At 66.2% G+C, this 25491-nt stretch carries 20 protein-coding genes and 1 tRNA gene; 4 read left to right on the top strand and 17 right to left on the bottom strand.

The features are described from left to right. Positions 1–623 precede the first annotated feature (623 nt). Positions 624–1892: an amidohydrolase gene (locus ACZ5Z0_RS02400; RefSeq protein WP_464109735.1), complete on the bottom strand. Its 1269-nt coding sequence runs from the start codon at positions 1890–1892 to the stop codon at positions 624–626. Positions 1893–1945: 53 nt separating this feature from the next. Next, positions 1946–3469: an MFS transporter gene (locus ACZ5Z0_RS02405; protein WP_464109736.1), complete on the bottom strand. Its 1524-nt coding sequence runs from the start codon at positions 3467–3469 to the stop codon at positions 1946–1948. A gap of 962 nt (positions 3470–4431) precedes the next feature. Here ACZ5Z0_RS02405 and ACZ5Z0_RS02410 point away from each other — a divergent pair. Beyond that, complete coding sequence (locus ACZ5Z0_RS02410) at positions 4432–4860, top strand: ester cyclase (RefSeq protein WP_464109737.1); 429 nt, start codon at positions 4432–4434, stop codon at positions 4858–4860. Positions 4861–5179: 319 nt separating this feature from the next. Beyond that, a complete protein-coding gene (locus tag ACZ5Z0_RS02415) occupies positions 5180–5347 on the top strand; it encodes a hypothetical protein (protein WP_282384321.1) in 168 nt (55 codons plus the stop codon). Positions 5348–5957: 610 nt separating this feature from the next. On the opposite strand, the gene ACZ5Z0_RS02420 is transcribed toward ACZ5Z0_RS02415, so the two are convergent. Beyond that, positions 5958–6039 (bottom strand) — tRNA-Leu (locus ACZ5Z0_RS02420). Positions 6040–6245: 206 nt separating this feature from the next. Here ACZ5Z0_RS02420 and ACZ5Z0_RS02425 point away from each other — a divergent pair. Continuing rightward, entirely contained in the window at positions 6246–6851 is a 606-nt protein-coding gene (locus tag ACZ5Z0_RS02425; protein ID WP_056739732.1) for an ANTAR domain-containing response regulator, read from the top strand. Positions 6852–6956: 105 nt separating this feature from the next. On the opposite strand, the gene pyk is transcribed toward ACZ5Z0_RS02425, so the two are convergent. From pyk to hisI, 11 genes are all read right to left on the bottom strand, one after another. Beyond that, the gene (gene pyk / locus ACZ5Z0_RS02430) at positions 6957–8456 is read right to left on the bottom strand and encodes a pyruvate kinase (RefSeq protein ID WP_464109738.1); all 1500 of its coding nucleotides are present in this window, start codon (positions 8454–8456) and stop codon (positions 6957–6959) included. 92 nt (positions 8457–8548) lie between these two features. Next, entirely contained in the window at positions 8549–10006 is a 1458-nt protein-coding gene (locus ACZ5Z0_RS02435) for a glutamate synthase subunit beta (protein WP_464109739.1), read from the bottom strand. Continuing rightward, the gene (gene gltB, locus ACZ5Z0_RS02440; protein WP_464109740.1) at positions 9999–14615 is read right to left on the bottom strand and encodes a glutamate synthase large subunit; all 4617 of its coding nucleotides are present in this window, start codon (positions 14613–14615) and stop codon (positions 9999–10001) included. Before gltB ends, ACZ5Z0_RS02435 begins: the two co-directional genes overlap by 8 nt. A 262-nt stretch (positions 14616–14877) precedes the next feature. Further along, positions 14878–16137: a prolipoprotein diacylglyceryl transferase gene (lgt, locus tag ACZ5Z0_RS02445; RefSeq protein ID WP_464109741.1), complete on the bottom strand. Its 1260-nt coding sequence runs from the start codon at positions 16135–16137 to the stop codon at positions 14878–14880. 3 nt (positions 16138–16140) lie between these two features. Next, complete coding sequence (gene trpA, locus ACZ5Z0_RS02450) at positions 16141–16986, bottom strand: tryptophan synthase subunit alpha (RefSeq protein WP_464109742.1); 846 nt, start codon at positions 16984–16986, stop codon at positions 16141–16143. Next, a complete protein-coding gene (gene trpB, locus ACZ5Z0_RS02455) occupies positions 16983–18332 on the bottom strand; it encodes a tryptophan synthase subunit beta (protein ID WP_464110689.1) in 1350 nt (449 codons plus the stop codon). The genes trpA and trpB overlap by 4 nt, the downstream gene beginning before the upstream one ends. Before the next feature lie 92 nt (positions 18333–18424). Then, entirely contained in the window at positions 18425–19240 is an 816-nt protein-coding gene (gene trpC / locus ACZ5Z0_RS02460) for an indole-3-glycerol phosphate synthase TrpC (RefSeq protein ID WP_464109743.1), read from the bottom strand. 2 nt (positions 19241–19242) lie between these two features. Beyond that, entirely contained in the window at positions 19243–19530 is a 288-nt protein-coding gene (locus ACZ5Z0_RS02465; protein WP_138769525.1) for an HGxxPAAW family protein, read from the bottom strand. Positions 19531–19643: 113 nt separating this feature from the next. Next, positions 19644–20270, bottom strand: coding sequence for a Trp biosynthesis-associated membrane protein (locus tag ACZ5Z0_RS02470; RefSeq protein ID WP_464109744.1), 627 nt, complete (start codon positions 20268–20270; stop codon positions 19644–19646). Then, entirely contained in the window at positions 20267–21835 is a 1569-nt protein-coding gene (locus ACZ5Z0_RS02475; protein WP_464109745.1) for an anthranilate synthase component I, read from the bottom strand. The genes ACZ5Z0_RS02470 and ACZ5Z0_RS02475 overlap by 4 nt, the downstream gene beginning before the upstream one ends. 73 nt (positions 21836–21908) lie before the next feature. Next, positions 21909–22301 (bottom strand): phosphoribosyl-AMP cyclohydrolase, encoded by a 393-nt coding sequence (hisI, locus tag ACZ5Z0_RS02480; RefSeq protein WP_464109746.1) that lies wholly within the window; start codon positions 22299–22301, stop codon positions 21909–21911. A 144-nt stretch (positions 22302–22445) separates the two neighbouring features. Between hisI and ACZ5Z0_RS02485 the strand changes: the two genes are divergently transcribed. Further along, positions 22446–23090 carry a TIGR03085 family metal-binding protein gene (locus ACZ5Z0_RS02485; RefSeq protein ID WP_138769529.1) on the top strand — a complete coding sequence of 215 codons (645 nt, stop codon included), beginning with the start codon at positions 22446–22448 and terminating at the stop codon, positions 23088–23090. Positions 23091–24036: 946 nt separating this feature from the next. Here ACZ5Z0_RS02485 and ACZ5Z0_RS02490 read toward each other — a convergent pair. The 3 genes from ACZ5Z0_RS02490 to ACZ5Z0_RS02500 form a co-directional block, all read right to left on the bottom strand. Then, on the bottom strand, positions 24037–24444 hold the full coding sequence (locus tag ACZ5Z0_RS02490; RefSeq protein WP_464109747.1) for a RidA family protein: 408 nt from the start codon (positions 24442–24444) through the stop codon (positions 24037–24039). 203 nt (positions 24445–24647) lie between these two features. After that, positions 24648–24968 (bottom strand): SMI1/KNR4 family protein, encoded by a 321-nt coding sequence (locus ACZ5Z0_RS02495; protein ID WP_464109748.1) that lies wholly within the window; start codon positions 24966–24968, stop codon positions 24648–24650. Positions 24969–25110: 142 nt separating this feature from the next. Beyond that, a complete protein-coding gene (locus tag ACZ5Z0_RS02500) occupies positions 25111–25476 on the bottom strand; it encodes a hypothetical protein (protein ID WP_464109749.1) in 366 nt (121 codons plus the stop codon). Positions 25477–25491: the final 15 nt, after the last annotated feature.

The following is a 25491-nucleotide window of genomic DNA, read 5'->3' on the forward strand; positions in this document are numbered from 1 at the left end:
GGCGTTTTTGTCTGATGGAACTGCAACGAACACGGCGGCCCTGAAATTCCCTACCGCGTTCTGACCCCGCCGTCGAGCACCCCGAGACGGCACCGGGGAACTACACGGGAAACTTCGCCCTACCGGAGCGCGATACCAACGGCCAGCCGCTCGATGGCGCCGGCGGATTCCAGATCGGCTCCACAACCAGCCGGGAACCACCTCCTGCCGAACGACGACGCGGACCATAACGTCCGCATGAGCGTCCTGCAGGGCCTCTACCAGTCGACCAACAGCCCGTGCCCCGGGGGCGGCCAATGGGGCCGCCTCATGGATGCTGCGGCGCAGCGGTCCCCGGCCACACCGTTTCCGTTGCCCCCTGCCTCGATGGTGAGGTGAAAAAAGTCGCTGGAAATGATGGCAAAGGCCGCCCGAGCGAACGCCCTGGAAACGGTCCCCGGCTGGGTGACACGTCGGTGCACGGCCCAGCGAGGGCGGGATAGTTGCATCTTCCCCGCGACTTCGGTCCGCCGGAAAGCGTCGACCTCTGGAACAAGACCGCCACGGAACAAGCACAGCCGCGGGGGGCTGGATATTGGAGGTCAATGGTGCCGCCGTGAGGCTGGACGGGTTGCGCCGCCCGGTCAGTGTTTCCCGAGCCAGGCCGCTGCGGCGACCACGAGGGCAGCTGTCCCGGTGGTCAGCGTGGGCTGGAGGACGGGTGCGAACTTTGGCGAGTGGTTCGCGGGGATGTCCGTGATGATGCGGCCAGCGGCCCGAGCCGCGCGGTAAGTGTCGGGGTCCACGCCGCCGATGCCCCAGTAGGTGTACGGGATGCCGAGCGCGGTGGGGATGTCGCTGAAGTCCTCACTCGCTGTCTGCCGCCCGTAGTTTTCGATCGTCTCGGCGGGGAAGTACTCAGCGAACGCGTCGGCGACCCTGGCGGTGACGTCGGCGTCGTTGTCGGTGAGCGGGTAGCTGTTGTAGAGCGCGATTTCCGGCTCTTTGGGTGAGCCCGACGCCGCCGACTCGGCCTTGGCGATCCGCTCGATGGCCGCGAGGATCTGGTCTCGGGTGGCCTTGTTATAGGTGCGGATGTTGAGTTCGAGGACGGCGTGGTCGTCGATGATGTTGCTCTTGGCACCGACCGCGATCTTCCCAACAGTGAGCACCGCGAACTCGCCCGGTTGGACCTCGCGCGAGACGACGGTCTGGAGCCGCACCACGACCATTGCCGCCAAGACTGCCGGGTCGACCGAGAGATGCGGCATCGAGCCGTGGCTGCCGCGCCCGTAGAGGGTGATGTGGATGCTGTCCGCCATCGAGAGGAACGCGCCGGGATACGTGCTCACGGTCCCGGCCGGATGCGCCAGGACATGCTGGGCGAGAGCAACAGCGGGCCGGGGAATGAGGCCCGCCAGGCCGTCGTCGACCATGCCCCGCGCGCCGTCGCCGAGCTCCTCGGCGGGCTGGAAGAGCGCCACAAGGGTGCCTGCCCAGGCGTCGCGCTCCTGGCCGAAGAGCCGCGCCGCGCCGAGGAGGCTCGACATGTGGACGTCATGGCCGCACGCGTGCATGACGGCCGTCTGTGCTCCCTGGTCGTCAATTGCTACGGCTGTGCTCCCGTAATCGAGGCCCGTGGCCTCCGCGACGGGGAGCGCGTCCATGTCCGCGCGCACGAGCACGGTCGGCCCGTCGCCGTTGGCGAGGACACCCACGACGCCCGTGCCGCCGATGTTCGTGTGGACCTCGAAGCCGAAGCTTTTCAGCTGGTCAGCCACGATGCCTGACGTGCGCTCCTCATGGTGGCTCAGCTCGGGGTTCCTGTGGAAGTCCTTGTATAGCGATTCCTGCCAGTCTCTGAGGGAATCCTGTGCGGACAGGATCGTGCGCGCAGCTCCAGTTGATGCCATGGCTTCTTCCTCATGCCTTCCCGTGATCCGCGGGGTAACCGCGGACACTATTGCTAAGTTGCGGGCTGCGCCTCGGCACGCTCCCTGCCCTTGGGCACCGTGGCCATGATCGAGACGACCGCAATGATTACCATGACCACGTTGAACAGGAGCGCGACGACGGCGGCCTGCCGGATCGCAGTGTTGTCAGTGCGGCCCTGGTTGATGAGGACGTCGCCGACAAACTGGGCTCCTGAGCTGCTGAAAGCGCTGAAGAGCGCGAGGGAGATCGCGGCCCCGATCGCACCGCCCAGCGAGGAGGCCATCTTGTAGATGCCGGAGCCGGCACCGGCCTGATCGGCGGGAAGGTTCGCCAGCGCGGCGTCGGTGGACGGCGTCGCGTAGAACGCGAGGCCGAGGCCGAATAGTGCGTAGGCCACAACGGCGAGCCAACGGTACTCGGAAAGCAGGAGGTTGGTGGGCGGCAGCAGGACGCTCGCAACGCCGACGATGAGGGATCCCCAGATCATCGGCTGGCGGGGACCAAAGCGCTGCAGGAGCTTTTCGCCGAGGCGGATGAACGCGATGATCATGATCGCGTAGCCGATAGTCAGCAGGCCCGCATCGGAAGCCGTCATGCCTCCGGCGATCTGGAGGAGCTGCTGGGTCACGATCAGCAGGCCGATCGTGCCGTTGAGGAGAAAATTCGAGATCGTGGCGCCGGTGAAGGTGCGGTTCTTGAACAGCTCGAAGTTAATGAACGGCTTGGCTGCACGGCCTTCGATCCGAACCAGCAAGTAAAGGCCTGCCCCGGCGACGACGAAGAGCCCGATCGTGGTCGGTGTTAGCCATCCGATCTTCGAGCCGAAGATCAGCACGATCATGAGCGCCAGCATCGAGACCATGAAGACCAGTACACCAGGGAGGTCGAACTTGAACGTGCCCGTCTGGGCCACCTTGCTCTCCGGCGTGCCGCGCATAAGGAGGATCGAGATGACCGAGATGACGATCGAGGCGATGAAGATCCAGCGCCATCCCACGAATGTCGCCACGTAGCCGCCAAAGATCGAGGCGAGCCCCGATCCGCCCCACGAGCCGATGGACCACATGGACACGGCCCGCTGACGGCCAGGGCCGTCCCAGTACGTCTTCACGAGCGCCATGGTGGCTGGCATGATGCACGCCGCCGAGAGTCCCTGGATGGCGCGGCCGCCGAGCAGGAGCGGCAGGGCAACCGGCCCTGCGGCAAGCACGATCATGAGGGATCCGAGGATGCCCAGGCCGTTGCCGATCAAGCTGATCCGGACGCGGCCGATCCGGTCAGCGAGGCCGCCCGCCACCACGATGAACATACCGGAGAAGAGGGCCGTGATCGACACCGCCAGGTTCATTGCGGCGACATCGACGAGAGGGGTCGCCCAGGTCTTGTGAACCGGATCTGAATAGGCGCCGTTGATCTCGACGAGGATGTTTGGGGCAACCGTTCCCGTTGTGCCGGCGAACAACCAGAACGTGATGACGCCGAGCACGATGCCCAGCAGCAACTTGTCGTTGCCCTGAAACGTCGTCCGGGCAGGTGCGGGGATGGTGCTTGCCATGACAACTCCTTGTTGCCCAGGCCATCGCGGACGCGAAACGAAATTCGGCTCACTAGCGTGCTGGGCTGGGCGGTACTGCTTATCGTTGTGGATCAGGCTCCGGAATGTATCCTCGGGCCGTGTCTGCCCCTCGGATGCGGGCGAATTTCAACCGACGGCGCCTCTGCAAAGGGGCGCCAAATAATTGCGCTACAGTCCTGATATAGACCCAACCGCCCCGTTTGCCTAGGGCACACCGGTCCCCGTGGTTGGGTCAATTCCGTCCATGACCAGGTAACTAGAGGCAAACCCGCCGATCAGGGAAGCAAGAGACCGGGGGCGGAAGCCGCCATGCTGGAAAGAGACTCGGATTCGTCGTCGTCTGGTGGCACTGGTGGCCTTGTCTGGCGTCTTCTCCACGGCGTAGTGGTCAGCGCTGTCGTCGCCTTCTCCAAGGCCATGACTCCTATCTGGGGTACTCATGGGCCACCTGTCTCTGACACACATGCGACATGTGAACGTAAAAAAACATGGACGCGAGCGTCTTTTACCGACGTCCTGAGCAGGCGGTGCCTCTTTGTGCACACCCACTTTTTTGCCCACTTCGGTGCCCCCAACCAGGCTGCATAAACGGCCGCCCGGGTGGGTCGCGATTTCGCTCCAATGGTGCCCTCCTCGCCGTAGAACGGACAGGACTTACGCCCCGATGAGCTGAAGCCATTCATTCGGACTGAGCCGCGTACACCTCGGACACCACTGGCTCAACGACGTTATGGCCGCGTGGATGCTCGGCGACTCATGGCTGGACATAGTCATCACCGCGCGCCGCCTTCACCTGACAAGCCGGGCAAAACCTCTGGCCGTCACGCGGGCCAGAGGCAGACACCTGAATATGTGACGCCCTTGTGCCTGCCCGCCGCGGTGTTGAAACTTGGTCGTAAGAGCAATTTCGGCTGCCAGGATGCGTCGTTCGAGGAGGAACCATGAGCAACAGTGATGAACTGCGGCAGGCGTACGAGCGGCTCATTGCAGCCGTTGCCGCAAATGACGAGGATGCGCTGGCCCAGGTCGTCAGCACTGGCATTGAAGACCGCAGTGCCGGTCCCGGACAGCTTCCAGGTCTGGCTGGAATTGTCTCCTGGATGCAAGGGCTCCATGCCGGCTTCTCCGGCTTCACGGGGACCGTCGAGGACACCGTCGTCGAAGGCGACAAGGTTGCCGGCCGGATAACCTGGCAGGGGACGAACACAGGGCCCTTTCTGGGCTTGGCCGCTACCGGCAAACCGGTGAAGATAGCCTCCATGCACATCCTCCGCTTTGAGGACGGGCGCGCTGTCGAATGGTGGGGTGTGCCTGATCTCTTCGGAGCGCTCACCGAACTGGGCGCCCGCTTCGAACTCCCACCCGACTAACCTCCCCGGAACTCGCACGCAGAGCAGACTACAGTCCTTGAGTTCCCCTTTCAGTGGCACCTCCCGGCCCAGCTCGGCCGGGATCGCGATCCAGCGGCCACCAAAGGCCGCACGAAAGTGCCCGGTCAGGGCGGACAGGGAGGCTGCCACTGAACATTCGCATTTGAGGATGGCAATCTGTCCATCCGCATCAGCGTGACCCCTTTGATTTGAAAAGGGCACAAAGGACTCCAGTTGTGACTTCCGCGGCGGCGGAGCGAAGGCGATGGTTAAATTACCGAATTCAGCCGGCAGTCGATCAATTCGATCGGAGAGGACCATGCTCAAGAACCTGCTGTGCAAGCTGAACATTCAGCACGATTGGCATGTTGAACATGCCGACGATGGCGCCCTATACAAGCGCTGTAAACGTTGCGGCAAAGACGACGACCGCGGAGGCGGTGGGACCGGTAATTTCGGTGCCTGGGCCGGTTCGGCTGGGGGCTAGAGCGTTTCTCGTTGTTGTCGTAGCCAGATCCGGACCTGACTAGGGCGCGACTGATGACCGGTATGTGAGAGCCTCGTTGAGCTGTGGTTGGGCATTCGCGCCTCAAGCCAGGTCGAGAAAGTGCTGATGGTAGAGTTCGCGACCATCGGCGGGACGTGTGTGAAGACGTGCTGTGTGCCGTCCAGTGCCCTGCTTGCCGCGGCCGAGGCCCGTCAAATCTCTGGACGCCTCGGGACGGCGTGTCCATACGTGTCAGTTGCCATGTCATGCCGTTCTCACCGCTTTCCTGCATGAACACGTAGCAGAACGGAAAACCCGGACCGGCCGCAAACCCAGGCCCATCCAAAGAATAATCAGCAAGTCATGTTGTGCGCGGCGCCAGTCACCATGAAGTGGTGAACGCGAAAACCGAAGGGAAGGACGAACGAGGATGAACACCCAGAAGAGACCCCACAGTGCGGCAGCCGGTCCGCCGTAGTCAGCCGCTCCCACAGACAACCAAATAGGTCTATCCGGCACCCCACACACCCGGATCGCCAGATCAGAGGCGGGAGTGTGCACGATGTGCACACGAAAAAACACCAAAAAGCCCCTGAACAGGGAAAACACGTGCCCGAGGTGGGACTCGAACCCACACACCTTTCGATACCGCATTTTGAGTGCGGCGCGTCTGCCAATTCCGCCACTCGGGCGCGGAGACACCGGCTGTCATATTCGCGTGCTCCACGGTGCTGTGAGCAACGCGATCGCTTCCGGTGCGCGAAATTACTCTACATGCAGATAGGCTGAATTCCAGAATCGCGCCAGTGACGCCGCATCGATCCCTACCGGCCCCCAGTACACCAGCGGACTTGCCTCAGATGGTCTAGTTCCCGCCGTACCTTTCCAAGGAGTACCCGTGTCAGAACAGACGGAGTCAACCCCCACTTCCCAGCCGGCGCGCCGCGTCGTGGTCGCCGAGGATGAGACCCTCATCCGCCTGGACATCATCGAGATCCTGCGCGGCGAGGGCTACGACGTCGTCGGCGAAGCGGACAACGGCGAGAAAGCCGTGCAGCTCGCGGAGGAACTGAAGCCGGACCTGGTCCTGATGGACGTCAAGATGCCCGTCATGGACGGCATCTCCGCCGCCGAAAAGATCGTCAAGGCCCGCATTGCCCCCGTGGTACTGCTGACCGCGTTCAGCCAGAAGGAACTGGTGGAGCGCGCCCGCGACGCCGGCGCCATGGCCTACGTGGTGAAGCCCTTCACCCCGGCGGACCTGATCCCGGCCCTGGAGATCGCCCTGTCCCGGCACGAGGAAATCAAGGCCCTTGAAAGCGAGGTCAGCGACCTGCAGGAGCAGTTCGCCACCCGCAAGCTCGTTGAACGCGCCAAGAGCCTGCTCACCACCAAAATGGGCCTGACGGAGCCGGAAGCGTTCCGCTGGATCCAGAAGACCTCGATGGACCGCCGCCTGAGCATGCGCGAGGTTGCCGAGACCATCATCAACCAGGTCAACTAGGCTCCACCCCGGCCAGGCAACACAAGCCCAGGCAACAATAAGGGAGGGTCCCCGCCGCTGAACATCAGCGGCGGGGACCCTCCCTTATGTGATACCTGGGAAGAACTAGATCTTGGAGTTCTTCTTCTTCTTTTCCGGCCACGGGCCGAGCTTGTCCTTGGTGACGGCGTTATCGCCGTGGCTGCCGGCGTCGGCCAGGTCACCCACCTTGTGGACCTTGAGCATGTTGGTCGAACCGGCCTTGCCGGGAGGCGAACCGGCGGCGATGACCACCATGTCGCCGTCCTCGACCAAGCCCATCTCGAGCAGGTTGCGGTCAACCTGGGCGGTCATCTCGTCGGTGTGGCCCACCATCGGGACCAGTACCGGCTGGATGCCCCAGGTCAGCGCGAGCTGGTTCCAGACGTGCTCCACCGGGGTGAACGCGAAGACCGGACGGATCGGGCGCAGCCGCGAAAGGCGGCGGGCCGAGTCGCCGGACTGGGTGAAGGTACAGATGTACTTTGCTTCCAGCTGGTCAGCGATTTCGACGGCGGCACGGGTGATGGCGCCGCCGCGGGTCTTCGGCTTGGTGCCCAGCGGGGGGACGCGTTCCAGGCCGTGGACCTCGGTGGATTCAATGATCCGGGCCATGGTCTTGACGGTCTCGATCGGGAACTTGCCCACGCTGGTCTCGCCGGAGAGCATGACGGCGTCCGCGCCGTCGAGCACGGCGTTGGCGCAGTCGGAGGCCTCGGCACGCGTCGGGCGCGGGTTGTCGATCATGGATTCGAGCACCTGGGTGGCCACAATGACCGGCTTGGCCCAGCGGCGGGCGAGCTCGACGGCGCGCTTCTGCACGATGGGCACTTCCTCGAGCGGAAGCTCCACACCGAGGTCGCCACGAGCCACCATGATGGCGTCGAACGCATCAATGATTTCCGGGAGCTGCTCCACGGCCTGGGGCTTTTCGATCTTGGCGATCACCGGCACGCGGCGGCCTTCTTCGTCCATGATTTCGTGGACGCGCTTGATGTCCGAGGCGTCGCGGACAAAGGAGAGGGCCACCATGTCCACGCCGCGGCGCATGGCCCAGCGGAGGTCGTCCTCATCCTTTTCGCTCAGAGCGGGGACGTTGACGGCCACGCCTGGCAGGTTGATGCCCTTGTTGTTGGACACGTAGCCGCCAACGACCACCTGCGCGACGACCTTGACGTCGTCGACCTCGATGGCGCGCAGGGCCACCTTGCCGTCGTCGATCAACAGCGAGTCCCCGGGGTTGACGTCCTCGGTGAGGCTCTTGAGCGTCGTGGAGCAGATGTCATTGGTACCGGGGACGTCCTCGGTGGTGATCGTGAAGGTGTCACCGACGGCGAGCAGGTGCGGGCCGTCCACGAAGCGTCCGAGGCGGATCTTGGGGCCCTGCAGGTCGGCCATGATGGCGACGGCCTTGCCGAGCTGCCCGGCGGCCTTGCGGACGTTGTCGTAGGTGTTGTCGTGCACGGAGTAGTCTCCGTGGCTCATGTTCATCCGGGCCACGTCGACCCCGGCTTCCAGCACGGCCAGCGTGTTCTCGAAGCTCGCGATCGCCGGTCCGAAAGTGGCCACAATTTTAGCGCGTCTCATATACCTACCCTAGTTGTCTCTTGGTTGTTTTAAGTTGTCGCGGGGAAGAACGGCCGGTGTCCGGCACTGGCCCCGACGGGGCCAGGACCGGACTACAGGACGGCAATCGCCCGATCGGTCGGCGCCACAGGCGCCGGGAGAATGGTGCTGCCCATCAGGAACTTGTCCACGGCGGCGGCGCAGGCGCGGCCTTCAGCGATCGCCCAGACAATCAGGGACTGGCCTCGGCCGGCGTCGCCGGCGACGAAGACCCCTTCGGTATTGGTCATGTAGTAGCCGTCCCGGGCCACGTTGCCGCGGCCGTCGAATTCGGCGTGCACCTGCTCGGTGATGCCTGCGGGTTCGGCGCCGGTGAAGCCCAGGGACAGGAAGACGAGGTCCGCCGGGATGATCCGCTCGGTGCCGGCCTTCGGCAGTCGCTTGCCGTCGACGAATTCGGTCTCCGCGACCTTCACGCCGGTCAGCTTGCCGTTCTCGCCCACGAATTCGACGGTGGACGCCAGGTAGGTGCGTTCGCCGCCCTCCTCGTGCGCACTGGCCACCTCGAACAGGGTGGGGAATGTCGGCCATGGCTGGTGGGCGGCCCGCTCGGCCGACGGCTGCTTGCCGATGGCCAGAGTGGTCACCGACGCGGCCTGGTGCCGGTGTGCAGTGCCGAGGCAGTCCGCGCCGGTGTCGCCGCCACCGAGGATGACGACGTGCTTGCCGGCGGCATTGATCTGGTTCTCCACGGCCTCGCCGGCGACCACGCGGTTCGCGGGGACCAGGTAGTCCATGGCGAAGTGCACGCCCTCGAGCTCGCGGCCCGGGATGGGCAGGTCCCGCGGGACGGTGGCGCCGGTGGCCACCACAACCGCGTCATAGCGCCGCCGCAGCTGCTCCCAGGTCACATCGGTGCCGACGGCGACGCCGGTGCGGAACCGGGTGCCTTCGGCCTTCATCTGGTCCAGGCGGCGGTCCACGTGTTCTTTTTCCATCTTGAAATCGGGGATGCCGTACCGCAGCAGGCCGCCGATCTTGTCGTCCCGCTCGTAGACGGCGACGGTGTGGCCCACCCGGGTGAGCTGCTGGGCGACGGCGAGTCCGGCAGGGCCGGAGCCGACGACGGCGACGGTCTTGCCGGAAAGGCGGGCCGGCGGCAGCGGGGTAACCCAGCCGTTGTCGAAGGCCTGGTCCACGATCGAGACCTCAACCTGCTTGATGGTCACGGCGGGCTGGTTGATGCCCAACACGCAGGACGCTTCGCAGGGCGCCGGGCAAAGCCGGCCGGTGAACTCGGGGAAGTTGTTGGTGGCGTGCAGCCGCTCCATCGCTTCCTCGCCCTTGTCCCGCCAGACGAGGTCGTTCCACTCCGGGATGAGGTTCCCCAGCGGGCAGCCCTGGTGGCAGAACGGGACACCGCAGTCCATGCAGCGGCCGGCCTGGCTCTTCAGGACGCCCTTTTCCTGGGCTTCGTAGACCTCTTTCCAGTCCATGATGCGGACCGGGACGGGACGGCGCGGCTGGGTTTCACGCTGGCGTACTTTCAGAAATCCGCGTGGATCAGCCACCGGTCACCTCCAGGATTCGAGACCAAACTTCTTCGCCGTCGGGGTCCAGGCCCTCTTCGATGGCGTCAAGACGGGTTTGCAGTACGGCCGCGTAGTCGCGCGGCAGCACCTTGGTAATGCGGGCTGCGGTGTCGTCGAAGTCCTCAAGCAGCCGGGCCGCGTGCTGCGACTCCGTTTCTTCAAGGTGCTTGACGAGCAGTCCATGGACAATTTCGCGGTCCTCGGCGTCGAGTTCGCGCAGCTGCAATTCGCCGGCGTCGAGGGCCTGCTTGTTGACCCGTTCGGGCTGCAGGTCCAGGACGTAGGCGGTGCCGCCGGACATGCCTGCGCCGAAGTTGCGGCCTGTGCGGCCGATCACCAGGGCCTGGCCGCCGGTCATGTACTCGCAGCCGTGGTCGCCGATGCCTTCGACCACCGCGGTGGCGCCGGAGTTGCGCACCATGAAGCGCTCCCCCACCTGGCCGCGGAGGAACAGCTCGCCGCTCGTGGCGCCGTAGCCGATCACGTTGCCGGCGATGACGTTCCGTTCCGCCGCGAACACGTTGGTGCGGTCCGGCCGGACGATGATGCGCCCGCCCGAGAGCCCCTTGCCGACGTAGTCGTTGGAGTCACCGAACATCCGCAGCGTGATGCCGGCCGGCAGGAATGCGCCGAGCGACTGCCCGGCGGTGCCGGTCAGCGTGATGTCGATCGTGTCCGTGGCCAGCACGTCCGTGCTGAAGGTTTTGGTGACCACGTGGCCGAGCATGGTGCCGACGGAGCGGTCCGTGTTGATGACGTCGACGGCGATCTTCACCGGGGTGCGGTCGCTGAGAGCCTCGGCGGCCATCGCGATCAGGCGCTGGTCGAAGTGCTTGTCCAGCTCGTGGTTCTGGCCGGTGAGGTTGCGCAGCGGGGCGTCGTCGTCGAACTCCAGCCCGTGCAGGATGGGGTCAAGGTCCAGCCCCTCGGCCTTCCAGTGGCTGATCGCTTCCCGGGTGTCGAGCATTTCGGCGTGGCCGATCGCTTCCTCCAGGCTGCGGAAGCCGAGCTCGGCGAGGATCTCGCGGACTTCCTCGGCGAGGAACTCGAAGAAGTTGACCACAAATTCGGGCTTGCCGGTGAAGCGTGAGCGCAGTTCGGGGTTCTGCGTCGCGACGCCCACCGGGCAGGTGTCCAGGTGGCAGACGCGCATCATGATGCAGCCGGAGACCACCAGCGGCGCGGTGGCGAAACCGAACTCCTCGCCGCCGAGCAGCGCGGCGATCACAACGTCGCGGCCGGTCTTGAGCTGGCCGTCCACCTGCACCACCACGCGGTCGCGCAGGCCGTTGAGCATCAGGGTCTGCTGCGTCTCGGCGAGGCCGAGTTCCCAGGGCACACCGGCGTGCTTGAGCGAGTTCAGCGGTGAGGCGCCGGTGCCGCCGTCGTGGCCGGAAACCAGCACGACGTCGGCCTTGGCCTTCGTGACGCCGGCCGCGACGGTGCCGATGCCCACCTCCGAGACCAGCTTGACGTGCACCCTGGCCGAGGGGTTGGCGCGCTTGGCGTCGTAGATCAGCTGCGCGAGGTCCTCGATCGAGTAGATGTCGTGGTGCGGAGGCGGCGAGATGAGCCCGACGCCGGGCGTGGAGTGCCGCGTCCGGGCCACCCAGGGGTAGACCTTCTGGGCCATCAGCTGGCCGCCCTCGCCGGGCTTCGCGCCCTGCGCCATCTTGATCTGGATGTCGTCGGCGTTGGTCAGGTAGAGGCTCGTGACGCCGAAGCGGCCCGAGGCGATCTGCTTGACCGCCGAACGGCGCGTCGGGTCCAGCAGCCGGTCCACGTCCTCGCCGCCTTCACCGGTGTTGGACTTGCCGCCGAGCCGGTTCATGGCGATCGCGAGGGTCTCGTGGGCTTCCTGAGAGATGGAACCGTAACTCATGGCGCCGGTGGAGAAGCGCTTGACGATGCTGGAGACCGGCTCCACTTCCTCAAGCGGGACCGCCGGGCGCAGGCCGTCCTTGAACTTCAGCAGCCCGCGCAGGGTCATCAGGTTCGTGGACTGGTCGTCCACTCCCCGGGTGTACGCCTTGAAGATGTCGTAGCGGCGTTCTCGCGTGGCGTGCTGCAGCCGGAATACGGTCTCCGGGTTGAACAGGTGCGGTTCGCCGTCGCGGCGCCACTGGTACTCGCCGCCGCCCAGCAGGGGCTGGTGCGGCAGTTCGATGCCGTTCTCGGGGTAGGCCATCCGGTGCCGCGCCGCGACCTCCGCGGCGATCACGTCGAGGCCGATGCCGCCGAGCTGGGAATGCGTGCCGGAGAAGTACTCGTCCACGAGGTCCTGGCCCAGGCCAAGCGCTTCGAAGGTCTGCGCGCCGGTGTAGGAGGCGACCGTCGAGATGCCCATCTTGGACATGATCTTCAGGACGCCCTTGCCGAGGCCCTTGATCAGGTTGTAGACGCCGTCCTGCGGGGTGACCCCGGTGACGTCGCCGGAACTGATGAGCTGTTCGACGGATTCCATCGCCAGGTACGGGTTCACCGCGGAGGCGCCGTAGCCGATCAGGACGGCGACGTGGTGGGTTTCTCGGACATCGCCCGCCTCGACCACCAGCGCGGTCTTGGTGCGGTTGGCGCTGCGCAGCAGGTGGTGGTGCACGGCGCTGACCAGCAGCAGGGACGGGATCGGCGCCCACTGGGCGTTGGAGTCACGGTCCGAGAGCACCACGTACTGGACGCCGCGGTTGATGGCGCCGGAAACCTGCTCACAGATTTCGGTCAGCCTGGCACGCAGGGCGTGTTCGCCGCCGTCGGGACGGTACAGGCCGCGCACCTTCATGGCGACGCGGTCCCCGTCGGCGTTCTCGATGTTTGCGATCTTGGCCAGCTGGTCGTTGTTGATCACCGGGAACGGCAGCGAGACCTGCGGCTGGCGGACCTGCTTGGTGTCCAGCAGGTTGCCGTTGGGGCCGATCGCGCAGGTCAGGGAGGTGACCAGTTCCTCGCGGATGGCGTCCAGCGGCGGGTTGGTGACCTGCGCGAAGGACTGCACGAAGTAGTCGAAGAGCAGCCGGGGCCGCTTGGAGAGCACGGCCACAGGGGTGTCCGAACCCATGGCGCCGAGCGGCTCGGCCCCGGTCCGCGCCATCGGGCCGAGCAGGATCTTCAGTTCCTCCGTGGTGTAGCCGAAGGTGCGCTGGCGGATGTTGACCGACGCGGCGGTGTGCACCACGTGCTCGCGCTCGGGCAGGTCCTTGAGGTCGATCAGGTTGTCCTTGAGCCACTCCGCCCAGGGGTTGGCCGCGGCGACTTCGGCCTTGACCTCCGAGTCGTCGATGATCCGGCCGGCCTCGGTGTCCACGAGGAACATCTTGCCGGGCGACACGCGGCCCTTCTTGACCACCTTGGCGGGTTCGACGTCGATCACGCCGACCTCGGAGGCGAAGACGACCAGGCCGTCCTCGGTGATCCAGTACCGGCCCGGGCGCAGCCCGTTGCGGTCCAGGGTGGCGCCGACGAGGTTTCCGTCGGTGAAGGAGACGGCGGCCGGGCCGTCCCACGGCTCCATCAGCAGCGAGTGGTACTCGTAGAAGGCGCGCCGGGCGGGGTCCATCGTGGCGTGGTTTTCCCAGGCCTCGGGGATCATCATCATGATCGAGTGCGTGATCGGCCGGCCGGAGAGCCAGAGCAGTTCGGCGACCTCGTCAAAGGAGGCCGAATCCGAGGCGCCCGGGGTGCAGATCGGGTACAGCTCTTCCGGGCTGTCCCCCAGCAAGGGATTCGCCAGCTGCGACTGCCGGGCGCGCATCCAGTTGCGGTTGCCCTTGACCGTGTTGATCTCGCCGTTGTGCGCGATGGTGCGGAACGGCTGGGCCAGCGGCCAGGACGGGAAGGTGTTGGTGGAGAAGCGCGAGTGAACGATCGCGAGCTTGGTCTTGAAGCGTGTGTCCGAGAGGTCCGGGTAGAACGGCTCCAGCTGCGCGGTGGTGAGCATGCCCTTGTAGACGATGGTCCGTGAGGACAGGGACGGGAAGTACACACCGAACTTGTTCTGCGCGCGCTTGCGGATCCGCCAGGCCCGGGAGTCCAGTTCGTTGCGGGTCAGCGTCTCGCCCGTGCTGGAAGCGAAGAACGGCTGGGCGAAGTACGGCATGCAGGCCCGTGCCATCGCACCGACGAGGTCGGCCACGATCGGGACTTCGCGCCAGCCCAGGACGGTGAGGCCCTCATCGGCCGCCAGGCCCTCGATGCCGGCCTTGGCGGCGTCGGATTCGCGCTGCTCGGCGGGCAGGAACGCGGTCCCGACGACGTACTGGCCGGCGGCCGGGAGCTCGAAGTCGGTAACGGCGCGGAAGAACTCATCGGGAACCTGCATGAGGAGCCCGGCGCCGTCGCCGGTTCCCTCATCGGCGCCGACGGCACCGCGGTGCTCGAGGTTGCGCAGGGCGGTCAGGGCGGCGTCGACAATGTCGTAGCCGGGCTCGCCGCGCAGGGTGGCGATGATGGCCAGGCCGCAGGCGTCTTTCTCCTGCTCCGGGTTGTAGAGTCCGGCGGCTTCGGGCAACGCCGCGAAACGCTTGAACGGGGATACCGCCGTGGTGGGCTGTTCCGGACCGGACCAGCTGGGGCTATGCAGGGTTTGGGTCATGGGAGACGTCCTTCCTCCTGATCGTGCTTATGGGAGGGACAACATTGGCCCGAATCGGTGCGCCGGTGTGACGGGCACAACAACGTGATTTTCCTACTCGAATTGTAGGCCAGCGCCGCTTCCTGCACGAACAGTTACGCGGCCGCCGGCCCGGGCTTGCATAGCGTCCAGCTGTCTGCTGTTCGATGCAACCCTGTCGCCACGACGCTGTGGACTCGAGCCCAGCCGGCGGTCGCCCTGAAGCCCGTTTTCCGGTGCTGAGCTACTTGGTGCTGTCAGCTTCCGGCGCGGTTTCGGAGGCCCGGTGGCCGGGGGCTCCGGCTTCGGGTTCTCCGTGGGCGGGCTTGGTTCCGCCGGTGGATTCCGCGGCCGCAACGGCTGGGGCCGAAGCGCGGCGCGGACCGCTTTGGTTACCCGGGAGATTATCACGCGCCTCAGTATCTGAGACAGCAGAGTCCGCATGGCGGACGGGTACAGCGACCCTCGCGGCCTCGGTGTCGGCGTCGTCGTCGACGGCGTGCTCGGCGTCGTCCCCTGCGTCGACCTTGCCGGCGTCGTCCCCGTCCTCGGCGGGGGCGTCCGTCGTGGCGGCGGTGTCTTCGGCGTCGGCCGCGGGTTCGGGCTCCCGTCCGGGCAGGTAGGGGGTGTCCGGCACGTCGCGCTTACGCAGGCCCAGGACGATGAACGCCACCAGGGCGGCGAGCAGCACAAAGATGCTGGTCCAGACGTTGAGCCTGGTGGTGATGCCAAAGAGGTTGATCTGTTCGGCGTCGTCGATCCGCATGGCCTCGATCCAGACGCGGCCCAGGGTGTAGTAGATGGCGTAGAGCCAGAACAGCCGAGCGCGGCGGAAGGAAAACTTCCGGTCCAGCAGGAGCAGGATGCCGACGCCCACGAGGTTCCAGACGGACTCGTAGAGGAAGGTCGGGTGGAACAGCGTATCGGCGGGCATGCCAGCCGGGAAGTTGGGATTGTCGGCGTCGATCTGCAGCCCCCAGGGCAGGGTGGTGGGACCGCCGAAAAGTTCCTGGTTGAAGTAGTTTCCCCAGCGGCCGATGGCCTGTGCCAGCAGCAACCCGGGCGCCGCGGCGTCCACGAAGGCGCTGAGCTTCACACCGGCCCGGCGGCAACCGATCCAGGCGCCGACGGCGCCCAGCACCACGGCACCCCAGATTCCCAGGCCTCCGCGCTGGATCTGCGGGATCAGGGACAGGTCACCGGTGCCGTCGAAGCCGGGGCCGAAGTAGGCGTCCGGGGAGGACACCACGTGGTAGAGCCGGCCGCCGATGATGCCGAAGGGAATAGCCCAGATGGCGATGTCCCAGACGCTGCCCTCAGGCGCACCGCGGCGGGCCCAGCGCACTGAAGTGAGCCAAAGCCCGGCGATGATGCCGGCGAGGATGCACAGCGCGTAGGCGTGGATGCGCAGGGACCCCCAGGGCAGCGGGATATCGAAGCCGGACCAGTCCGGGCTCGGAATGCTCGCGGGAACCATCGCTGCCGCGTGGAGGACTGACTGCATTGCTTACGCTTCTTCCTTGGTAAGGCCGGTGCTGAGCTCTTTCGTCAAGGACGCTACAGCATCCACGCCGCCCTCACCGATCGCCGCGACGAGGGCCGTGCCGACGATCACTCCATCCGCGTAGGCCGCGATTTCTCGGACGTGGCCGGCGTTCGAGACACCCAGGCCGACGCAGACCCGCTCGGCACCGGCCGCGTGGGCCGCCGCGACGACGTCCTTGGCCGCGGAGCTGACCGAAGTGCGTGCTCCGGTGACGCCCATGATGGAGACGGCGTAGACGAAGCCGCGGCTCGCCTCGACGGTCCGCTTCATCCGTTCCGGCGACGAGGAGGGCGCCACGAGGAAGACGCGGTCCAGGCCGTACTTGTCCGAGGCAGCCATCCATTCCGCGGCCTCGTCCGGGATCAGGTCCGGGGTGATGAGCCCTGCTCCCCCGGCTTCGGCCAGCCGGCGGGAAAATTCGTCGACGCCCATCCGGACCACGGGGTTCCAGTAGGTCATGACCAGGACGGCGGCTTTGGTCTTGCTCGTGATGGCGCGCACGACGTCGAACACCTGGCTGACGTGGAAGCCCTTGGCGAGCGCCTCGGTGGTGGCGGCCTGGATGACCTGGCCGTCCATCACCGGGTCGGAATAGGGGATGCCGATCTCGATCAGGTCGGCGCCGTTTTCGGCGAGGGCAATGCCCGCTGCGATGGTGTCCTCAACGCTCGGGTACCCGGCGGGCAGGTAGCCGATGAGGGCGGACCGGCCCTGGGCCTTGGCCCGGTCGATCGCTGCCGCGGACTTGCTGCCGCTCGGCACCGTGGTCTCGGTGCGGCTCTCGGGGCTGTTTTCGGCGGTGCTCACAGCTGTTCCCCTTCCTGGGCGATCTCGGCTTCGGCTGAATCCTTGTCCAGCAGGTTGAACCATTCCGCGGCGGTGGCCACGTCCTTGTCGCCGCGGCCGGAGAGGTTCACGATCACGATCTTGTCGGCTGCGTCTCCGGCCTCGGCGGCCAGCCGCTGGCCGACCTTGATGGCGCCGGCCAGGGCGTGCGCGGACTCGATGGCCGGAATGATGCCCTCGGTGCGGCAGAGCAGCCGGAAGGCCTCCATGGCTTCGCTGTCCGTGATGGGCTCGTAGCTGACCCGGCCGATGTCGGCGAGGTAGGCGTGCTCGGGCCCGACGCCCGGGTAGTCAAGGCCGGCCGAGATGGAGTGGGACTCGATGGTCTGGCCGTCGTCGTCCTGCATGAGGTAGGAGCGGGCGCCGTGCAGCACGCCGGGCTTGCCGAGCGTGATGGTGGCGGAGTGGCGTCCGGTTTCGACGCCTTCGCCGCCGGCTTCGAAGCCGTAGATCCTGACCGAGGGGTCGTCCAGGAAGCCGTGGAAGATGCCGATGGCGTTGGAGCCGCCGCCGACGCAGGCGCAGACCGCGTCCGGCAGTCGCCCGGCCTGCTCCAGGATCTGGGCGCGGGCCTCCTCGCCAATAACTTCGTGGAAGTACCGGACCATGGCCGGGAACGGGTGCGCCCCGGCAGCGGTGCCCAGCAGGTAGTGGGTGGTGTCCACGTTGGCGACCCAGTCGCGGAGTGCCTCGTTGATGGCGTCCTTGAGCGTCTGCGAACCGTTGGTCACCGGAATGACGGTGGCGCCGAGGAGTTCCATCCGGGCCACGTTGAGGGCCTGCCGGCGGCAGTCTTCGGCGCCCATGTAGACCACGCACTCGAGGCCGAGCAGGGCGGCGGCGGTGGCGCTGGCCACACCGTGCTGGCCGGCGCCGGTTTCGGCAATGATGCGGGTCTTGCCCATGCGCTTGGCAAGCAGCGCCTGGCCCAGCACGTTGTTGATCTTGTGCGAGCCGGTGTGGTTCAGGTCCTCGCGCTTGAGGAAGACGCGGACTCCCCCGGCGTGCTCGGCGAAGCGCTTGGCCTCGGTGAGCAGCGAGGGGCGGCCGGAGTAGTTCTTGTTCAAGTCCGCGATCTGTGCGGTGAACTCGGGGTCCGCCTTGGCCTTCTCGAAGGTGTCTTCAAGTTCGTCCAGCGCGGCGATGAGGGACTCGGGCATCCAGCGCCCGCCGAACGAGCCGAAGTAGGGTCCCGGGGCGTGGCGGAGGGACGGCGCGCTTTGCGGCCCGTCCTCATCCGGCCGGGTGCCCTCCAGGAAGGCGTCTACGGGGTTTTCGTCTGAGCCGGCTGTTGGCGCATCGACCATCAGTCTCACCATCCTGTTCCACTGCTATCTGGGTCTTGGGTGCCGCACGGACGCACCGCGGTCTCCGGCCGGATGCCCGGCAGGGCCGCGGGTCAGGGACGTGCGGCGATTTCTTCGGCTCCGGCCGCCATGAATTCGGCGATTCGTTCGCGGGGCGTCGCATCGCTGACGAGCGCCTCGCCGACCAGGACCGCGTTGGCGCCGCTGGCCGCGTAGTGCCGGACGTCGTCGACGCCGCGCACGCCGGACTCGCCCACGACGAGTGCCCCCGCGGGGATGCCGTCGGCGAGCTCCGAGAAGACGGAGCGGTCGACGTCGAGCGTTTTGAGGTTCCGGACGTTGACGCCGATGATCCGCGCCCCGGCGGCGACGGCGCGTTCAACTTCGCCGGCCGTGTGGGTCTCCACGAGCACGTTCATTCCCAGCTCGCGGCTGAGGGCGCTGTAGTCGTGGAGCTGCGCGTCGGAGAGCGAGGCGACGATCAGCAGGATCAGGTCGGCGCCGTGGGCACGGGCCTCCCAGATCTGGTACTCGTCGATCATGAAGTCCTTGCGCAGCAGCGGGACGTCCACGGCTGCCCGGACGGCGTCGAGGTCGGCCAGCGAGCCGTTGAAACGGCGCTGCTCGGTCAGGACGCTGATCACGGCCGCGCCGCCGTCGGCGTACTGCACGGCGAGGGAGGCCGGGTCCGCGATGCTTGCGAGTGCGCCCTTGGAGGGGCTGCGGCGCTTGATTTCGGCGATGACCTTGAGCTGCGTCCGGTCCGACGGGCCGCCCAGGGCGGCCCACGCGTCGCGAGCCGGGGCCGCCGCCGCGGCACGCTCCTTCAGTTCGGCGAGCGTGACGAGGCGCTGGCGGGCCTCCAGATCCTCCCTGACACCGGCGTTGATGTCATCGAGAACGCTCACTCCTAGTGGCCGGAGTTCTTCAGCTTGCTGCCGCCGACGCCGTAACCGGCCTTGCGCATGGCAAAGCCCACCACGAGGCCGATCAGCATGACGGCCGCACCGGCGATGAAGATCGGGGTGTTGGCGATCACGAAGGCGATGGCTGCAATGAGCGCGCCGACCAGCATGATGATCACGGTGGTCCAGGCCGCCGGGCTGTTGCCGTGGCCGGTGGGCTCGCTGTGGTCGACGCCGTCGTAGACGCCGGTGCCGGCGGCGGGCTGGGGTGCGGAAACAGGGGCTTTGCTCATGGAAATCTCCTCAGGATCAATACTGCTTACATTCTGCCATTTTTTGGCGGCGTCATTGGCCGCGTTACCGGCACGCTGCAGGGAGCCTTGCCGGACGCGCCCGCTGCCTGGTCTCAGGTGGGGTCTTCGCCGCGGGAGAGCCGGTCCCAGCTGTCGATCTCGTCGGCCGGCTGTGCGGGGCCCGGAGCGGCGGCGGTAGCGGCGGCGTCGTACTTCGTCCGGCTCTTCCAGTAGCGTCCGGCCGGCACAATCGCGAGGGCGCTGATCCCCAGCAGGGAGCCGGCGACGACGGCGAGCACCGGGAACACGGTGAGGGCGACCTGGACGTTGCCGCCGCTGATGCCGGTGGCTGCGGCAATGGATCCCTGCGCCGCTGCCAGCGGGTCGGACAGTACGGTGACGGCCGCGGCCACGATGCCCGCGGCGGCCAGCAGGATGATCGCCGTGATGACCCAGCGGGCGATGCGCCCGGCGATCGACGCCGCGAGTCCGCCGGCCAGGGCGACCAGGGCGAGGGCCGTGACCGTGGTGGCGGCCTTGCTGCCCTGGACCTGCAGCCCGTTCTGGCTGACGCCCTGGCCCAGCTGGCCGGGATCGAGCTGGACCGTCAGCCAGGTCTGGGTGGTGGTGCCGAAAACGGCCAGTGCCAGCGCCGCGATGACCAGGACCAGGGTGGACTTCCGGGCCCAGCGCGGAACGGCCGGGCTGGTGCTCTTGATCGTGCCCGCCGCGCCGGTCATGGCTGCTCCGTCCCGGCGTCGGGCACGGTCTCTGCGGTGATGGTGCGCAGCGACTGCGCCGTATGGACGGCCCGCATCGGGGCGGCGGCCTTGTTGATGGTCTCGAGCGCCTCAGTGGCGTTGACGGAGTCGGCCACGATGCCGCCGCCGGCCTGCACGTAGGCGCGGCCGTCGCGCAGCAGCGCGGAGCGGATGGCGATCGCCATGTCCATGTCGCCGGCGAAGTCGAGGTAACCCACCACGCCGCCGTAGATGCCGCGGCGGTGGGGTTCCAGCTCGTCGAGGAGGCGCAGCGCGCGGGGCTTAGGGGCGCCGGAGAGCGTTCCGGCCGGGAAGGTCGCCTTGAGCACGTCATAGGCGGTGGCGGTGGGGGCGAGTTTGCCCACCACCGTGGACACCAGGTGCATGATGTGGCTGAACCGCTCCACTTCCATGAACTGCGTGACATCCACGGTTCCGGCCAGACAGACCTTGGAGAGGTCGTTGCGGGACAAGTCCACCAGCATGAGGTGCTCGGCGCGTTCCTTCTGGTCCGCGAGCAGCTCCTCGGCGAGGGCCTTGTCCGCCTCGATGGTCTTGCCGCGCGGCCGGGAGCCGGCGATCGGGTGGGTGATGACTTCTTCGCCGGTGACCGTCACGAGGGCCTCCGGGGAGGAGCCGACGATTGAGTACTGGCGCCCGGCGGCATCCTCGAGGCTGAAGATGTACATGTAGGGGCTGGGGTTGGTGTTGCGCAGGACGCGGTAGACGTCCAGCGGGTCGGCGCCGCATTCCATTTCGAAGCGGCGCGAGATCACCACCTGGAAGACTTCGCCGTCGACGATCGCTTCCTTGCCGCGGTCCAGGGCGGCGAGGTAGTCGTTTTCGTCCCAGCGTTCCTGCACGCTCGAGGCGAAATCGAGGGCGGCGGGCTGGAGCACGGAGACGGGCTGCTCCGTCGGGGTGCTGATCTTCGCCAGCAGCGCCTTCACCCGGGCGACGGCGTCGTGCCAGGCTTCGTCGACGCGTTCGGAGCTGTTGTCGAAGTTGATCGCGTTCGCGATCAGCAGCACGGTGCCGTCCATGTTGTCGTGCACGGCCATGTCCGTCACGAGGTTCAGCGCCATTTCCGGCAGTTCCAGGTCGTCCTCGGGCGGGCTGGTGAGTTTTTCCCAGTGCCGGACGGTTTCCCAGCCGAGGAACCCCACCAGGCCGGAGGTGAAGGGCGGAAGGCCCTCGAAGCGTTCGGTGTGCAGCGCCCGGACGGTGTCCCGGATGGCGTCGACCGGGCTGCCGTCCAGCGGGACCCCGACGGGCGGCTCGCCGAGCCAGTGCGCCTGCCCGTCCCTGGTGGTCAGCGTGGCGCGGGAGCGCGCGCCGATGAAGGAGTAGCGGGACCAGGCGCCGCCCACCGCGGCGGACTCCAGCAGGAACGTCCCCGGCTGGCCCTGGGCGAGTTTGCGGTACAGCCCGATCGGGGTTTCGGCGTCAGCGAGCACCTTCAGCCGGACCGGGATAACACGGCTGTGCCCGGCGAGTTCCCGGAACTCGTCCAGGCCGGGGCTGATGACTCCAAGGTCCTGCATGGCTGTTGTGTTCCGCCTGTTCTCTTGGTCTGAAGCTTTCAAAATGCCCGGGCTGCGCCGCGGGTGAGCCGGGTCAGCCGGCGTCGCCGACGACGGCGTCCAGCGCCCGTCCGTCGAAGCACGTCCGGGTACCCGTGTGGCAGGCGGCGCCGACCTGGTCGACCCGGACCAGCAGGGCGTCGCCGTCGCAGTCCAGCGCGAGGGACTTCACCCACTGCGCGTGGCCGGAGGTGTCGCCCTTGCGCCAGTATTCCTGCCGCGAGCGGGAGTAGAAGGTGACCCGTCCGCTGGTCATGGTGCGGTGCAGCGCCTCGTCATCCATCCAGCCGAGCATCAGCACCTCGTTGGTGTCGAACTGCTGGACGATCGCGGCCACCAGGCCGGCGCTGTCCCGTTTCAGGGACTCGGCCAGGCCGGCAGGGAGGGGTGTTTCGCTGACGGGGGCGGGGGCGGGCTGCTCAGACATCAGCTCAAGTCTAGTGCCTCGGGGCCTGCCGCCGCCCTGGACCGGCGGACCCGCGCTTAACATGCGCACCAAAAGCCTGCTGCGGCCAAAACCGCGGCGCTTCCTGTGCACACCGGAGGGCGTCTCGTGCTAGTTTCACAAGTGATGCATTTCGTCGAACCGTCCCGAGAAGTCCTGGCCGAAACCCTGCTGGCGGCCGGTCCTGACTCCCCCACGCTCTGCAAGGGCTGGCAGACCCGGGACCTTGCCGCCCACCTGTACCTGCGGGAGCGCAAGGCCCGCGTCGGGCTCGGGCTCCTGATCAAGCGGCTGTCCAAGGCTTCGGACCAGGCTACGGCCGAACTCGCCGCCACCATCAAGACCCCGGAAGCCTACGCCAAGCTGGTCAACACCTTCCGGGCCGGACCGCCCGCGCTCTCGCCAATGCGGATCAAGGCCCTGGACGAGAGCTCCAACCTGATCGAATACTTCGTCCATACCGAGGATGTCCGCCGCGCGGTCGACCGCTGGGCGCCGCGCGCCCTGGACGAGGCCTACTCCGACGCGCTCTGGGACGAACTGGTCAAGCGCGCCGCCATTCTCTACCGGGGCGTGGACCTGGGCATCGTCCTGGTGAGCCCGTCCGGTCCCCGGCACGTGGCCAAGCGCGCCCCCGTCTCCGTGGCGATTGTGGGCGAACCGGGCGAACTGCTGATGCACGCCCACGGCCGGACCCGGCACGCGCTCGTGACTTTCGAGGGCCAGCCGGACGCCGTCGCGCTGCTGCAGTCCGCCGAAGTCGGCCTCTAGTCCCCAACCAACATTGTCGGTCCTGGCATCCGTGAGTTTGGCCTTAGACCGGTCCCCCGCAGTCCACGCGCGCAGTCCTAGGCACTCTCCACAGAGCAGGAGCGGGCGTCGCGCTTGCATTTGCCCTGGCCCGTAGACTCCGGCGTCGGTGCCTAACCAATCCGCGCCGGTGCGCCTCGCAACCCTAGGGTTTTGAGACACTTGGGTTATGAGACACATGAATCCGGACGTGGCGACCGGTTCAGGTGTCCTTAAGGGGATCGCTAAACGCACAGATGGCCTACTGATTGCTAAGTCCGGGTAGATCCCCAATACTGAATTCGCCAGGTCGACGGTCGCTGAAGTGCGTAAATTTCGGACTGGAGTCATTTTTTCGTCCAGGCCAGTACAACGGCAGCGGCTTATCCTCTAGAAAGCAGATCGTATGCCGAAATCATCCATCCAATGGTTTTGGGAACCGCGTCCAGAGGTCATGCATGCGCGACTGGAGATATGGGAAGGCCGTCTGGGACGGAAGGCTGTTGAGTCGCTTGAACGAGGCAGGAAGCTGTTCAATATGGCTCACCTTGTCGTTGTCATCCTGACTGTTTTGTATGTGGCTTCAGTCTTCGCGCGACTGCCGGTTTCTGGCGCCGCCTACATCGGGCTTACTTGTCTAGTCTGGTTTCCCGCAGTAGGGCGCTCCATGTACCTCTTGAAGCGGACGGAAAGCCTTGTGCGTCAGAAGTATCGGATCACCGGCCGTTTTCGGCCACCTCTGAGTTTCCGCAGATTACAAACGCCGGAAGCTTTCGATGCATGGCTTCTGTGCCAGCACAGGATTCCGACTCCAGGTACCGAAATTTCCCACTTATAACAGCTTGGCGACCGACATGCGCCCCGTAAGCCGGTGGAATAGAGGATGCTCTCGCGTCCGTTGAGGGATCCGTGAACGGGCTATCGCGTTTCAGTCCACAACTGCAGCGACAGCCTCAATCTCGACGAGCTGGTCGGGGTAGCCAAGAACCGTGACACCCATCAACGTGCTCGGCACATCGTGCCCGCCGAATGCCGCCCGGACCACATCCCACGCCATTATCAGATCAGCGCGGCGGCCGGACGCGACGAGGACGCGGGTGGAAATCACATCGTCAATACCCGCACCGGCGGCTTCCAGAGCAAGCTGCATGTTCTGGATCGCCTTCTCAGCCTGTGCCGCGTAGTCCCCGACACCAGCCGTCGTTCCATCCTCATTCAACGGGCACGCCCCGGCCAAGAAGATGAGCCGCGCATTGCTCGGAGCGGTGGCCGCGTACGCATATTGGGCAACATCGGCAAGTGCGCCCGACCGGATAAGAGTGATCGAGGCCGGCATGGGAGTCCTTCCTGGTTGTTGGATCGTCTGGTGCCACCGTAACAACCGAGGACGCCAGGCCATCAACACGTCCCGTAAGCCGATCCTCCACTGGGACGGTCGGCGGTGTTCAGATCGTGAGCGCCCCGGTCATCCAGTCCTCGAGATAGCGCATGACAGTGCTCGCGACCCAACTACGGCTGTCATCCCCGTGGTTCCAGACGTTAGACCTCGTGTTTGCCGCTGAGCGATAGGGCGAATTGGTCACCGTTTCCTGCGTCAGCAAAGAAAACCAGCCCGTCGAAAGGCATGTATAGCTGAAGGAAATCAACACTGCTCCGGAAGCGGTCGTTATCTTCGGCGATCCGCTCGACGCTCCAAAGTAGACCTAGGCCGTACTCACCCTCTATGCCATTCGTCTCTGCCAGTAGTTGTCGAAGGTGGTCAGGAAGCCTGTGGTGCAACTGGGTTTCGCAGGCCAGCAAAGCGTCATCAGATGCGGGGGCGCTGAAAGTGGCGTTGCCCCAGCGCTGGATCTCGTTCACGAGCATGACACCATCTTGCCGCACGAGCATTTCCGATGCCGCTCGTAGGAGCAGCCCCGTATGCACGTTCGGTCAGGGATCGCCTAGCGGCCGCGGCGCGGCCACCTTGGGTGAGATTTGCCTAACCTGCTGGAAGGGGCACTTATTTCTGGCTGACCTTCAGCTGGCTCGGACGAGGAAGACGACCGGGCGGTTGGTCGGTCCACCATGCGAATTCCAGCGCGCTTAGACGGCCTGCGTCCACCCACACGAGCAGCTCGCCCACTGGCTCTCCCGAAATATCGATCACCTCAACGGAAACGGGAATGGGGCCGCCGGGGAAGGCAGAGGCGGCCAGGTCCGGGCTGGGTCGAAGGTCGAGCATCGTCACTGGACCGCCTTCGACGACCGCAGTGGAAGCCTGCTCGATCAGCTGGTCGCTGCCGGGGAAATTTGCCTGACGAAGAATGCAGAGCAAAAGTATGCGGACCTGCTCGGATAACTCGTCCTGATCAGTCATGCGGGTCATGGAACCATTCAAACA

The sequence above is a fragment of the Arthrobacter sp. T2-23 genome (genome assembly GCF_055398325.1).

Coding starts and splice junctions, on each gene's coding strand:
- ACZ5Z0_RS02400 (WP_464109735.1), bottom strand. CDS start 1,892: ATGGCATCAACTGGAGCTGCGCGCACGATCCTGTCCGCACAGGATTCC.
- ACZ5Z0_RS02405 (WP_464109736.1), bottom strand. CDS start 3,469: ATGGCAAGCACCATCCCCGCACCTGCCCGGACGACGTTTCAGGGCAAC.
- ACZ5Z0_RS02410 (WP_464109737.1), top strand. CDS start 4,432: ATGAGCAACAGTGATGAACTGCGGCAGGCGTACGAGCGGCTCATTGCA.
- ACZ5Z0_RS02415 (WP_282384321.1), top strand. CDS start 5,180: ATGCTCAAGAACCTGCTGTGCAAGCTGAACATTCAGCACGATTGGCAT.
- pyk (WP_464109738.1), bottom strand. CDS start 8,456: ATGAGACGCGCTAAAATTGTGGCCACTTTCGGACCGGCGATCGCGAGC.
- gltB (WP_464109740.1), bottom strand. CDS start 14,615: ATGACCCAAACCCTGCATAGCCCCAGCTGGTCCGGTCCGGAACAGCCC.
- lgt (WP_464109741.1), bottom strand. CDS start 16,137: ATGCAGTCAGTCCTCCACGCGGCAGCGATGGTTCCCGCGAGCATTCCG.
- trpB (WP_464110689.1), bottom strand. CDS start 18,332: ATGGTCGATGCGCCAACAGCCGGCTCAGACGAAAACCCCGTAGACGCC.
- ACZ5Z0_RS02465 (WP_138769525.1), bottom strand. CDS start 19,530: ATGAGCAAAGCCCCTGTTTCCGCACCCCAGCCCGCCGCCGGCACCGGC.
- ACZ5Z0_RS02470 (WP_464109744.1), bottom strand. CDS start 20,270: ATGACCGGCGCGGCGGGCACGATCAAGAGCACCAGCCCGGCCGTTCCG.
- ACZ5Z0_RS02475 (WP_464109745.1), bottom strand. CDS start 21,835: ATGCAGGACCTTGGAGTCATCAGCCCCGGCCTGGACGAGTTCCGGGAA.
- hisI (WP_464109746.1), bottom strand. CDS start 22,301: ATGTCTGAGCAGCCCGCCCCCGCCCCCGTCAGCGAAACACCCCTCCCT.
- ACZ5Z0_RS02485 (WP_138769529.1), top strand. CDS start 22,446: ATGCATTTCGTCGAACCGTCCCGAGAAGTCCTGGCCGAAACCCTGCTG.
- ACZ5Z0_RS02490 (WP_464109747.1), bottom strand. CDS start 24,444: ATGCCGGCCTCGATCACTCTTATCCGGTCGGGCGCACTTGCCGATGTT.
- ACZ5Z0_RS02500 (WP_464109749.1), bottom strand. CDS start 25,476: ATGACCCGCATGACTGATCAGGACGAGTTATCCGAGCAGGTCCGCATA.